This is a genomic window from Pseudonocardia sp. ICBG1293 (assembly GCF_020131355.1).
GTDB lineage: Bacteria > Actinomycetota > Actinomycetes > Mycobacteriales > Pseudonocardiaceae > Pseudonocardia.
Map to the genome: position 1 here is coordinate 756,310 of NZ_JAHLEL010000038.1, position 12,371 is coordinate 768,680.

The following is a 12,371-nucleotide window of genomic DNA, read 5'->3' on the forward strand; positions in this document are numbered from 1 at the left end:
GCCCGCCTCCGGCCCCTTCGGCCCGGTGACCCAGGTCGCCGGTGCGGTCGCGCCGCCGCCGCCCGGCCAGTGGCCGGGCGTCATCGAGGCCTACCGCGACCGGATGCCGGTGCAGCCGGACTGGACCGTGGTGACCCTGGGGGAGGGTGGCACCCCGCTGCTGCCGGCCCCGCGGTTGTCCGAGCGGACCGGCTGCCAGGTCTACCTGAAGGTCGACGGCGCCAACCCGACCGGCTCGTTCAAGGACCGCGGCATGACGATGGCGGTCACCGCCGCGCTCGCCGAGGGCAAGTCCAGCGTGCTGTGCGCCTCCACCGGGAACACCTCGGCGTCGGCCGCCGCGTACGCCACCCGGGCCGGGATGACCTGTGCGGTCCTCGTACCGACCGGGAAGATCGCGCTGGGCAAGCTCGCCCAGGCCGTCGCGCACGGCGCCCGGATCCTGCAGATCGACGGCAACTTCGACGACTGCCTGGAGCTGGCCCGCAAGACCACCGCGGACTACCCGGCGATCGCGCTGGTCAACTCGGTGAACCCGACCCGGATCGCGGGCCAGGCCTCGGCCGCCTACGAGATCTGTGACCAGCTCGGCCGCGCGCCCGACGTGCACTGCCTGCCGGTCGGAAACGCCGGCAACATCACGGCGTACTGGCACGGGTACCGCGGCTACCACGCCGACGGCGTCATCTCCGCGCTGCCGCGGATGTTCGGCTTCCAGGCCGCCGGCGCGGCACCGCTGGTGCACGGCGCCCCGGTCAGCGACCCGGAGACGATCGCGACCGCGATCCGGATCGGTGCCCCAGCCTCCTGGAAGGGCGCGACCACCGCCCGCGACGAGTCCGACGGCAGGTTCGCCGCGGTCACCGACGACGAGATCCTCGCCGCGTACCGGATGCTGTCGGCCCAGGAGGGCGTGTTCGTCGAGCCGGCATCGGCCTCCAGCGTCGCCGGGCTGCTGCAGAGCCGGGAGAACGGCACCCTGCCCGCGGACTCGCTGGTGGTGTGCACGGTGACCGGGCACGGCCTCAAGGACCCCGACACCGCTCTGCTCACCGCGCCGGACCCGGAGATCGTGCCGATCGACCCCGGCGCGGTCGCGGCGGCGCTCGAGCTGGCCTGATGGGCCGCCCGACGCGCGTGCTGGTGCGGGTCCCGGGATCGACGGCCAACCTGGGGCCCGGCTTCGACTCCCTCGGTATGGCCCTGGCGCTGTACGACGAGATCGAGGTCGAGACCTTCGAGACGCCGGGGCTGTTCGTCGACGTCTCGGGGCAGGGCTGTCGGCACGTCCCCCGTGACGAGCGGCACCTGGTCCTGCGGGCGATGCGCCTGGCCTTCGAGACGTTCGGCGGTGCGCCCGCCGGGCTGCGGCTGCGGTGTGTCAACGCGGTACCGCACTCGCGTGGCCTCGGCAGCTCGGCCGCGGCCGCCGTCGCCGGGGTGACGGCCGCGGCGGTGCTGGCCGGACGGGACCCGGAGCTGGAGCGGGACGCGCTGCTGCAGCTCTCGGCCGGGATGGAGGGCCACGCGGACAACGCGGCGGCCAGCCTGCTCGGCGGGTTCGTCGTGGCCTGGGAGCACACCGGCAGCGCACGCCGCTTCCACGCCGAGAAGCTGGAGGTGCATCCCGACGTGCACCCGGTCGCCTGCGTGCCCGACGTGGAGTCGTCGACCAAGACCACCCGCGGGCTGCTCCCCGAGCAGGTCCCGCTGGCCGACGCCGCGTTCACCGGCAGCCGCTGTGCGCTCGCGGTGCTGGCGATGACCCGGCGGCCCGACCTGCTCATGGCGGCCACCGAGGACCGGCTGCACCAGCCCTACCGGCGGCCGGCGTACCCGTCGTCGCTGCGGCTGGTCGAGGCGCTGCGCGAGCACGGGGTGCCGGCGGCGATCTCCGGTGCCGGGCCGACGGTGCTGGCCCTGACCGGCGACGGCGTGCTGCCCGGCGACGTCGACACCGACGGTTTCGCGGTGCAGCGGCTGCCGGTCGACACGGCCGGTGTGCACGTCGAGGTGCGGTGAGCCCGGTGCGTCCGCCGGGAACGTGAGGTACGCGACCCCGTGCGTCGGCGCGTCGTCCGAGGGGGGTTGTTGCCGCCCCGGGGTGTACGGACTAGTCTCGCCCGTGCATGGCGATCCACGCGACATCGGCGTAGTCTTGCGGCCGGGCCCGCTCGCCCGATCTCCTTTCTGAACTGGACTCGGAATCCCGAACGGGCGGCCTGACTCCCGCGACGTCGTCGTGGGACTCCATCTGTGAATGCTGCCGATACGGGGTCTCCGTATCGGCCGAGCGTGTGACATCCCCTGACCTGGACAGGTAACCGGGTCGGTCAGGAAGGAACTCTGTGAGCGAGACCGATCTCGCCGGTACCGGAACCGCGTCGGCCGAGGCGGCGCCCCGCCGACGCGGCGGCCTGTCCGGCATGGTGCTGGCCGAGCTGCGCCAGCTGGCGACCGAGCTGAACGTCCCGGACATCTCCGGCATGCGTAAGGGCGACCTGATCGCGGCCATCAAGGAGCGTCAGGGCGGAGCGGCGGCGGCCCCTGCGAAGAAGCCGAGGGCGAAGGCGGCCCCCGCCGGCACCGACGGCGCGGACGCGCCGCAGCTGGCCCTCGGCGACACGGCCGCGGCCCCCGCCGGCAACGGCGCGACCGCATCCGCCCCCCCGGCGGCGGCCGAGCAGCCCGAGGCCCCCGCGCCGCGCGCCCGCCGCCGTCGCGCGGCGACCCGCCCGGCAGGCGCCCCCGACGCCACCGCGACCGACGGCGCGACCGCGGACACCGGCACCGCCGCTGCGGCCCCGGCCGCCGTCACCGAGAGCGCGCCGGCCGCCGCGCCGGAGCAGGCCGCCCCGGCCGCGAGCGCCCCGGAGCAGGCCGGGACGACGCCGGCCCCCGCCGAGGAGCGCCGCGAGGACTCCGACGGTGCGAGCCGCCGGGGTCGTACCCGTCGCCGCGGGCAGGGCGAGGACAACGGGCAGAAGGACGGCGCTCCCAAGGACGCCCCGAAGGACGCGGGCCCGAAGGACACGGTCCCGAAGGACACGGCCAGGGACGCGGGCCAGAAGGACGCCCGTCGCGATGCCGACGGTGACGACCCCGCCGGCGACGGCGACCGTCGCCGCGGCCGTGGGGCCGACCGCAACGCCGAGCGGGGCTCCGACCGCAACGGCGAGGGCCGCGACGACAACGGCCGCGGCAACGGTGCGAACGGCGACAACGGCCGTGGCGGGCGCAACCGTGACGGCGACGACGGTGGCCGCGGCAACCGCGGGAACCGCAACGGCGACCGGACCGGCGACCGCGGCGACAGCCGCGGCGAGCGGAACGGCGACCGCGGCAACGACCGCAACGCCGACCGGAACAACGACCGCAACGCCGACCGCAACGCCGACCGGAACAACGACCGTGGCGCCGACCGGAACGACTTCCGCGACGACGACGGTGACGACGGGGACGGCCGCGGTCGCCGCGGGCGCCGGTTCCGCGACCGTCGTCGTGGCCGGGACCGCGAGCGCCCCGGTGGCGCCGCCGCCGGCGGCGGCGTGGACACCGAGATCCGCGACGACGACGTCCTGCTGCCGGTCGCCGGCATCGTGGACATCCTCGACAACTACGCGTTCGTGCGCACCACCGGCTACCTGTCCGGCCCGACCGACGTCTACGTGTCGATGTCGATGGTCCGCAAGAACGGCCTGCGCCGCGGCGACGCCATCACCGGCGCCGTCCGCCAGCCCCGGGAGGGCGAGCAGCAGCGGCAGAAGTTCAACCCGCTGGTGCGCGTCGACTCGATCAACGGGCGGGACCCGGAGGCCGCGCGCAACCGGCCCGAGTTCACCAAGCTGACCCCGCTCTACCCCAACGAGCGGCTCCGCCTGGAGACCGACCCGAGCCAGCTGACCACCCGCGTGATCGACCTGATCATGCCGGTCGGCAAGGGGCAGCGTGCGCTGATCGTGTCCCCGCCCAAGGCGGGCAAGACAACGATCATGCAGAACATCGCGAACGCGATCACGACGAACAACCCCGAGTGCCACCTCATGGTCGTCCTCGTCGACGAGCGGCCCGAGGAGGTCACCGACATGCAGCGGTCGGTGAAGGGCGAGGTCATCGCCTCGACCTTCGACCGCCCGCCGTCGGACCACACCGCCGTCGCCGAGCTGTCCATCGAGCGGGCCAAGCGCCTGGTCGAGATGGGGCACGACGTCGTCGTCCTGCTGGACAACATCACCCGCCTCGGGCGCGCCTACAACCTGGCCGCGCCGGCGTCGGGCCGGATCCTGTCCGGTGGTGTCGACTCCACGGCGCTCTACCCGCCCAAGCGCTTCCTCGGCGCCGCGCGCAACATCGAGGACGGTGGCTCGCTCACCATCTTCGCGACCGCACTGGTCGAGACCGGGTCCACGATGGACACGGTGATCTTCGAGGAGTTCAAGGGCACCGGCAACGCCGAGCTGAAGCTGGACCGGAAGATCGCCGACAAGCGGATCTTCCCGGCCATCGACGTCGGGGACAGCAGCACCCGCAAGGAGGAGCTGCTGATGTCGCCCGACGAGCACGCGGTGATGGTGAAGCTCCGCCGTGTCCTCGCCGCGCTCGACGACCAGCAGGCGCTGGACCTGGTGCTCGGCCGGCTCAAGAAGACCAAGACCAACATCGAGTTCCTGATGCAGGTCGCCAAGAACGCCCCCGGCAACGACGAGGACTAGTCGTCGCCGTTCCGTCCGGGCCCCGGTGGGAATTCCGCCGGGGCCCGGATGGTTGAATGGAGCGTCAGCTTCCCGGCACCGGTTCACCCTGGATCTCCAGGGACCCGGCGGCCAACGATGAGGAGAGAGCCATGCGCGAGGGAATCCACCCTCAGTACGTCGACACCCAGGTCACCTGCGGTTGCGGCAACCAGTTCACCACCCGCAGCACCAAGAACAGCGGCGCCATCAGCGTCGAGGTCTGCTCCGCCTGCCACCCGTTCTACACCGGCAAGCAGAAGATCCTGGACTCCGGTGGCCGCGTGGCCCGCTTCGAGGCCCGCTACGGGAAGCGCGAGCGCGCCGCCAAGTAGCTCCCGACACGGCGCCCGTCGCCTCGCCGCACGCGAGGGGACGGGCGCCGTTTCGCGTTCCCGCCCCCCGCGCCGCGAAGGATTCTCCGATGAGTACGCAGTCGGTCGACGCCCTGCTCGACGAGCACGCCGAGCTGGAGCAGCGTCTCGCCGACGCGGGCGTCCTGTCCGACCAGGTGCAGGCCCGCAAGCTGGGCCGCCGCTACGCCGAGCTCGGCCCGGTCGTGCGCTGCGCCCGCGAGCTCGCCCGGGTCCGCGAGGACCGCGACGCCGCCCGCGAGCTGGCCTCCGAGGACCGCGCCTTCGCCGCCGAGGCCGATGCGCTGGACACCCGCATCGTGGAGCTCGAGACCGAGCTGACCGAGCTGCTGCGCCCCCGGGACCCGCACGACGGCGACGACGTCCTGATGGAGGTCAAGTCCGGGGAGGGCGGCGAGGAGTCGGCGCTGTTCGCCGGCGACCTCGTGCGGATGTACAGCCGCTACGCGGAGAGCCGTGGCTGGAAGGTCGAGGTGCTGGGCGCGACCCCGTCCGACCTGGGCGGGTACAAGGACATCACGCTGTCGCTGCGCAGCAAGGACCCGGTCGACGGGGTGTGGGCCGCGTTGAAGTTCGAGGGCGGCGTGCACCGCGTGCAGCGTGTCCCGGTGACCGAGTCGCAGGGCCGCATCCACACCTCCGCGGCCGGTGTGCTGGTCCTCCCCGACACCGACGACACCCCCGACGTCGAGATCCACGACGCCGACATCCGGGTCGACGTCTACCGGGCGTCGGGTCACGGCGGGCAGAGCGTCAACACGACCGACTCCGCGGTGCGGATCACGCACCTGCCGACCGGGATCGTCGTGACCTGCCAGAACGAGCGCTCCCAGTTGCAGAACAAGGCCCGCGCCCTGGATGTGCTGCGGGTCCGGCTGCAGGCGAAGGCCGAGGCCGAGGCGGCCGAGGCGGCGTCGGAGCAGCGCCGCTCGCAGGTCCGCACGGTCGACCGCTCCGAGCGGATCCGCACCTACAACTACCCGGAGAACCGGATCTCCGACCACCGCGTCGGGTTCAAGGCCTACAACCTGTCCGCGGTGCTCGACGGGCACCTCGTGGACGTCCTCGCCGCGCTGACCGCGGCCGAGCGCGCCGAGGCGATGGCGGGGGAGCAGGAGGAGCAGTGATCCCCCGCTCAGGTGATGCACCGGTCACGGGGGGCGTCCCGGTGCCGCGCAGCGGCGACACTGGAAGCGTGACCGAGACGACGACCCCGGCGGTCGGTAGCCGGCTGCCACTGCGGGTGGCGATCGCGGAGGCCGAGCGCACCCTGGCGGCGGCGGGCGTCGCGTCCCCGCGCGTCGACGCGGAGCTGCTCGCCGCGCACGTGCTCGGCTCGTCGCGGTCCACGCTGCTGATGACCCCGCTGGTGGACCCGCCGGTCGTCGAGCGGCTGCAGGCCCTCGTGGCCCGCCGTGCGACCCGCGAACCGCTGCAGCACATCCTCGGTACCGCGGTGCTCGGCCCGGCCGAGGTCGCCGTCGGACCGGGGGTCTTCACCCCGCGTCCGGAGACCGAGCTGCTCCTGGAGTGGGGACTCGCCGCGATCCGCGACGTGCGCCGCCCCCGGGTGCTGGACCTGTGCACCGGGTCCGGCGCACTCGCGCTGGCCTTCGCGGTGTCCCGTCCCGACGCCGAGGTGCACGCCCTGGAGGCCGACCCGGCGGCGCTGTCCTGGACCCGGCGCAACCTCGACGCGCATGTCGGGGCCGGGGGACGGCCGGTCACCCTGCACGTCGCCGACGTCCGGTGGAGCGATCTGCTGATCGAGCTGGAAGGCGCGGTCGACCTGGTCGTCTGCAACCCGCCCTACGTCCCGGACGGCACGCCGGTGCCGCCCGAGGTGGAGCGTTGGGACCCGCCCGGCGCCGTGTTCGGCGGCCCGGACGGCACCCAGATCATCCAGGCGGTCGTGCGCGGGGGCAGCGGGTGGCTGCGGCACGGCGGGCATCTCGCGATCGAACACGACGACACCCACGGCGAGACGGTCCCGGCGCTGCTCCGTCGCCGTCGCACGCTCGGTGAGGTCACCGAGCACGACGACCTCACCGGCCGCCCGCGTTTCGTCACCGCCCGCCGCGTCCCCTGCCCCTGACGCCCGTCCCACCCACCGGGGAGCGGTCGTCCGGACGCCCCGCCGGCGCCGCGGATGTGAGCCGCCCCGCACTCCCGCGCGGCACGGTCGTATCCTCGCGGATCGTGAGTGCTCCGCAGACCCAGCCGCTGTTCGACTGCAGCGTCCCCGCCGAACGCACCCGCGGCCTGACCGCCGCCGCGCGCGCCGTCCGGGCGGGGGAGCTGGTCGTCCTGCCCACCGACACCGTCTACGGCATCGGCTGCGACGCGTTCAACGGCACCGCCGTCCGTGCGCTGCTCGCCGCCAAGCGGCGCGGCCCGGACATGCCGGTCGGCGTGCTCGTCGGTTCCTGGACCACGATCGACGGTCTCGTCTCCGGGGTCCCGCAGTCCGCGCGCGCGCTGATCGAGGCGTTCTGGCCGGGGGAGGTGTCGCTGGTGCTGGAGCACGCGCCGTCACTGGCGTGGGACCTGGGCAGCACCCGCGGCACCGTCATGCTGCGCATGCCGTTGCACCCGGTCGCGCTGGAGCTGCTGCGCGAGGTCGGCCCGATGGCGGTGTCGAGCGCGAACACCTCGGGCAACCCGCCCGCGGCGAACGTCACCGAGGTGATCACGCAGCTGGCCTCGAGCGTCCAGGTCTACCTCGACGGCGGCCCGTCCGGTGACCCGGTCGCGTCGACGATCGTCGACCTCACCGGCGCCCGGCCGCGGATGCTGCGGGAGGGCGGGGTGACCGCCGAGCAGGTCGAGGAGGTCGTCGGCCAGGAGATCGACCGGGTCTGAGCGGGCCGTCCGCGGGTGTGATCACGCCTGCACGGCCGCGGCCTGCGGGGACGGCAGCGGGTAGCGTGTCCCGGCGTGAGCGAGCAGACCTTCTGGGGACCGGACTTCCACGCACTGCAGCAGCAGGACCCCGAGATCGCCGGCGTCGTGCTGGACGAGCTCGAGCGCCTGCGCGGCGGACTGCAGCTCATCGCGAGCGAGAACCTGACCAGCCCCGCGGTGCTGGCGGCGCTCGGGTCGACGCTGTCGAACAAGTACGCCGAGGGCTACCCCGGCCGTCGCTACTACGGGGGCTGCGGGGTCGTCGACGTCGCCGAGAACATCGGCAACGCGCGCACCAAGGAACTCTTCGGCGCCGAGCACGCCAACCTCCAGCCGCACTCCGGCGCCAGCGCGAACCTCGCCGCCTACGCGGCGTTCGCCAAGCCCGGCGACACCGTGCTGGCCATGGACCTCAAGCAGGGCGGCCACCTCACGCACGGCAGCAAGGTCAACTTCTCCGGCCTGTGGTTCCACGCGGTGTCCTACACCGTCCGTGAGGACGACGAGATCATCGACTACGACCAGGTCCGCGACCTGGCCAAGCAGCACCAGCCGAAGATCATCATCGCCGGGGCGACCGCGTACCCGCGGTTGATCGACTTCAAGGTGTTCCGCGAGATCGCCGACGAGGTCGGCGCCAAGCTCATGGTCGACGCCGCGCACTTCATCGGCCTGGTCGCCGGCAAGGCGATCCCGTCGCCGGTGCCCTACGCCGACGTCGTCACCGCCACCACGCACAAGGTCCTGCGCGGCCCGCGCGGCGGCATGGTGCTGTGCCGCGAGGAGCACGCGAAGGCCATCGACAAGGCCGTCTTCCCGTTCTCCCAGGGTGGCCCGCTGATGCACGCGGTCGCGGCGAAGGCGGTGGCGATGAAGGAGGCGGCGCAGCCGGAGTACCAGGCCTACACCCGTCAGGTCATCGCGAACGCCCAGGCGCTGACGAAGAGCCTGGAGTCCGAGGGCATGCGGGCGGTCTCCGGCGGCACCGACAACCACCTCGCGCTGCTGGACCTGCGGCCGATCGGCGTGACCGGCTCGGAGGCCGAGACCCGCTGCGACCGTGCGGGCATCACGCTGAACAAGAACGCCATCCCCTACGACCCGGCGCCGCCGATGAAGCCGTCGGGCATCCGGGTCGGCTCGCCCAGCGTCACCACCCAGGGGATGACCGAGGCCGGCATGGCCGAGGTCGGCGCCCTGCTGGCCCGCGCGGTCAGGGCCGAGCACGACACCGCCGCGGGCGACGCGGAGCTCGCCGACGTCGCGAAGGCGGTCACCGCACTCGTCGCGAAGGCACCGGCCTACCCTCGGGGGTGACCTGAGACCCACGGCGGAGGCGGAGAGGCGCTCGCGACGTGCCGACTGACCAGTTCACCTACGGACTCCCCATCCGGGAGCTCCTGCTCGTCGGGCTGGTCGCCGCCGTCGTCACGCTGCTGCTGACCGGCCCGGTGCGGATGCTGGCCCTGAAGGCCGGCGCGGTGGCCTGGCCGCGGGGACGGGACGTGCACGTCACCCCGACCCCGCGGTGGGGCGGACTCGCGATGTTCGGTGGCGTGCTGGCCGGGCTGCTGTTGTCGCTGCAGCTCCCGGCCCTGCGGCTGGCCTACTTCGAGCAGAGCACCGAGGTCGTCGGGGTGGTCGTCGCGACCGGGCTGCTGGTCGGCGTCGGGATGCTCGACGACCGCTACGACCTCGACGCGCTGACGAAGTTCGCCGCGCAGGTCACCGCGGCGGGACTGCTGGTCCTCTACGGCGTGCAGTGGCTGACGATCTGGATCCCGATCGGCGGCGACGCCTTCCTGACCGGGTCGCTGCTCTCGCTCGGCCAGAGCCAGTCGGTGCTGCTGACGGTGCTCGTCACCGTGGTCCTGGTCAACGCGATGAACTTCGTCGACGGGCTCGACGGGCTCGCGGCGGGCATCGGACTGCTCACCACGCTCGCGACCGCCGTGTTCTGCGTCGGGCTGATCGGCGAGAACGGCAACGACCCCGCGGCGTTCGTCCCCGCGCTGCTCGCGGTCGTGCTCGCCGGATCCTGCCTGGGGTTCCTGCCGCACAACTTCCACCCGGCCCGGATCTTCATGGGCGACACCGGCTCGATGATGGTCGGGGTCATGCTGGCCGCCGCCGTGACGAGTGCGTCCGGCCGGATCCCGCTGGGCGACGGGGGCTCGACCACCGACATCCTGGCGCTGATCTCGCCGGTCGTCGTGCTCGTCGGCATCGTCTTCATTCCGTCGCTGGACCTGCTGATGGCGGTCGTGCGCCGCACCCGCGCCGGGACCAGCCCGTTCAGCCCGGACAAGATGCACCTGCACCACCGCCTGCTGCAGGTGGGCCACAGCCACCGGCGCGCGGTGCTGCTGGTCTACCTGTGGGTCGCGGTCATCGCCTTCGGTGCGGTCGCGCTCGCGCTGGTCCCGCGCACCGGTCTGGTGCTCGCCGCGACCGGGATCGCGCTGGTGGTGGCCTTCGTGGCCTCGGCGGTCCCGCACCGGTCGAGGACCCGCACCGCCGCCGCGACACCGGCGTCCGCCGGTGGGACGTCGATCGCCTCGACCGACGACCTCCCGGACACCGGGCCCGAGCGCGGGGCACCCGCCCGGTCGTCCGCCGGCGGCCCGGTCGTGGAGGGCCCCGGACCGCCGGGCCACACCGCGGCGGCGCCCGTGCCGGGCAGGGGCGTACCGGGTGGGACCGCGTCCGGCCGGGTCCCGTCGAAGCGGGACACCTCGGGTGGGGACGCACCCGGTGGGCCTGCGCCGTGGACGCGGGGCGCGCACCGGCCGACCGGCCCGCGTGGCCCGTCGCGGACCGGGGCGCGACGCGCGCCCGCCGGCTCCGGGGGACCGGTGGTCCCCGGTGCTGCGGGACCTGCGCCCGCCGGCTCCGGCTCCGGCCCTGGCCCTGGCCCTGGCTCCGGGACCGGCCCCGGCCCCGGCCCTGGCCCCGGCTCCGGTCCCGGTCCTACAGGATCCGGGCTCGCGAGCGCCCCGACCGGGGGGCCGGAACACCGCGGCCCGACGACCCCGTCCGACGCCTCGCCGCCCACCGCACCGCCTCCGCCCCGGCCCGTCGCCGCCCGTCCGCGGATGGCGCGCAGCACAGCCGTCCGACCGACGGCGCCGGACCCGACCGGCCCGGGGCCGACTCCAGACCGCCCGCAGCACCCGCGCGGCACCGGTCACCGCGCCCACCCCGCCGCGACGCCGGAGCCGGAGCCGGAGCCGGGGCCGGACCAGCCGACCGTGCCCACTCCCGCACACCACCGCGCCCGCGACCGCGACGCCTGACCTGCGCCGACCCTGGCCCAGGGGAGAGGTGTCGGCGCTCACGGATCGGGCCCGCCCCGCCGAGCACCTCGAGAAGTGCCCGAGTGCTGTCGGACCACCGTCGAACAGCTCTCAGGTACTTGTCGACCGCGGCCGGGTGGCACGGGACACCGCGAAGGACGGTGCCGGTCGGTGCGCCGGAGACGCCGGTTACCGTGTCCGTGGAGCCGTACCCGCTGGTGGGGCGGCCGGCGAGCGGGAAGGCGGACGCACCATGTGGCGATGGGACCGCTGGGGGACCGTGGAGTACGACGGCCCCGCGCTCGGTCAGGCGCAGGTCGTGCGACGGCTGTCGGGGTCGATGGCCCGCGGTGCCGCCCTGGTGGGCGTGGCCACGACGCTGGTCTGCGGCATCGGCGGGGTCCTGGCGGCGGGGCTGCCCGGGCTGTCGGCTGCGGCCCTCGGCGGCCTGCTGGCCACCGGATCGGCACTGCTCACGCCGGTGCTGATGCTGCGGACGACCCACCTCGAGCCCGGCGCTGTGATGCTCGCCGCATTCGGCGGTCTCGCGATGAAGGCCATCATCCTTCTGCTCGCGCTGTTCACCCTCGGGGGTGTGACGGGGCTGCACCGCATGTCACTGGCCGTCACGATGCTCGTCGTCTTCATCACGACGACCGCTGCGGAGGCCTGGGCCGGGCAGAAGCTCCAGATCCTGATCGGCACCGATCCGGGGTCCCCGGATGTCTGACCTGGGGATCCACGACCGTTTCGTCCGGTCCTGCCAGGGGCTGGGGCGCTGCGGCGGGGACGCGCGGGGCCGTCCGGCGGATGGCCGGACGGCGACCCGCGGGCGGGTTAACGATGAATCACCGGGGGCGACGCACCGGCCCCGACCAAGATCGTTTCGTCGGACGAACGCGCAGGTGAGGTGCGTACGAGCCCCCGACATCGTGTAGAAGTACGGCTGATAGCATCCGCCACGTAGGCGATGTGGGTGACTTCCGGTGTTTCGACCCGGCCGCCCGGAACGACATCGCATCACGAGGCACCTTGCAGGCGATCCCCCGTTTCGCGTGGATGCGGGA

At 73.9% G+C, this 12,371-nt stretch carries 10 protein-coding genes; all 10 read left to right on the forward strand.

Features of this window, described 5'->3' with window-relative positions; translation table 11 throughout:
- Positions 1 to 103 precede the first annotated feature (103 nt).
- The 10 genes from thrC (at position 104) to KPF47_RS17325 (ending at position 12,034) form a co-directional block, all read left to right on the forward strand.
- A complete protein-coding gene (gene thrC, locus KPF47_RS17280) occupies positions 104 to 1,120 on the forward strand; it encodes a threonine synthase (protein WP_255659895.1) in 1,017 nt (338 codons plus the stop codon).
- On the forward strand, positions 1,120 to 2,022 hold the full coding sequence (thrB, locus tag KPF47_RS17285) for a homoserine kinase (protein ID WP_224389771.1): 903 nt from the start codon (positions 1,120 to 1,122) through the stop codon (positions 2,020 to 2,022). The genes thrC and thrB overlap by 1 nt, the downstream gene beginning before the upstream one ends.
- A gap of 326 nt (positions 2,023 to 2,348) precedes the next feature.
- A complete protein-coding gene (gene rho / locus KPF47_RS17290) occupies positions 2,349 to 4,712 on the forward strand; it encodes a transcription termination factor Rho (RefSeq protein WP_374108856.1) in 2,364 nt (787 codons plus the stop codon).
- 131 nt (positions 4,713 to 4,843) lie between these two features.
- Positions 4,844 to 5,065, forward strand: coding sequence for a 50S ribosomal protein L31 (rpmE, locus tag KPF47_RS17295; RefSeq protein ID WP_062397374.1), 222 nt, complete (start codon positions 4,844 to 4,846; stop codon positions 5,063 to 5,065).
- An 89-nt stretch (positions 5,066 to 5,154) separates the two neighbouring features.
- Entirely contained in the window at positions 5,155 to 6,231 is a 1,077-nt protein-coding gene (gene prfA, locus KPF47_RS17300) for a peptide chain release factor 1 (RefSeq protein WP_224389772.1), read from the forward strand.
- Between the two features lie 68 nt (positions 6,232 to 6,299).
- Positions 6,300 to 7,199, forward strand: coding sequence for a peptide chain release factor N(5)-glutamine methyltransferase (prmC, locus tag KPF47_RS17305; RefSeq protein ID WP_224389773.1), 900 nt, complete (start codon positions 6,300 to 6,302; stop codon positions 7,197 to 7,199).
- A gap of 104 nt (positions 7,200 to 7,303) precedes the next feature.
- Positions 7,304 to 7,966 carry an L-threonylcarbamoyladenylate synthase gene (locus tag KPF47_RS17310; RefSeq protein ID WP_224389774.1) on the forward strand — a complete coding sequence of 221 codons (663 nt, stop codon included), beginning with the start codon at positions 7,304 to 7,306 and terminating at the stop codon, positions 7,964 to 7,966.
- 75 nt (positions 7,967 to 8,041) lie between these two features.
- On the forward strand, positions 8,042 to 9,325 hold the full coding sequence (gene glyA, locus KPF47_RS17315; RefSeq protein ID WP_224389775.1) for a serine hydroxymethyltransferase: 1,284 nt from the start codon (positions 8,042 to 8,044) through the stop codon (positions 9,323 to 9,325).
- A gap of 38 nt (positions 9,326 to 9,363) precedes the next feature.
- A complete protein-coding gene (locus KPF47_RS40190) occupies positions 9,364 to 11,304 on the forward strand; it encodes a hypothetical protein (protein WP_308015413.1) in 1,941 nt (646 codons plus the stop codon).
- A 253-nt stretch (positions 11,305 to 11,557) separates the two neighbouring features.
- Complete coding sequence (locus tag KPF47_RS17325; protein ID WP_224389776.1) at positions 11,558 to 12,034, forward strand: hypothetical protein; 477 nt, start codon at positions 11,558 to 11,560, stop codon at positions 12,032 to 12,034.
- Positions 12,035 to 12,371 lie beyond the last annotated feature (337 nt).

What these genes read in the sequence shown, in the direction of transcription:
- thrC (WP_255659895.1), top strand. Translation starts at nt 104, where the DNA reads ATGCCGGTGCAGCCGGACTGGACCGTGGTGACCCTGGGGGAGGGTGGC.
- thrB (WP_224389771.1), top strand. Translation starts at nt 1,120, where the DNA reads ATGGGCCGCCCGACGCGCGTGCTGGTGCGGGTCCCGGGATCGACGGCC.
- rpmE (WP_062397374.1), top strand. Translation starts at nt 4,844, where the DNA reads ATGCGCGAGGGAATCCACCCTCAGTACGTCGACACCCAGGTCACCTGC.
- prfA (WP_224389772.1), top strand. Translation starts at nt 5,155, where the DNA reads ATGAGTACGCAGTCGGTCGACGCCCTGCTCGACGAGCACGCCGAGCTG.
- KPF47_RS17325 (WP_224389776.1), top strand. Translation starts at nt 11,558, where the DNA reads ATGTGGCGATGGGACCGCTGGGGGACCGTGGAGTACGACGGCCCCGCG.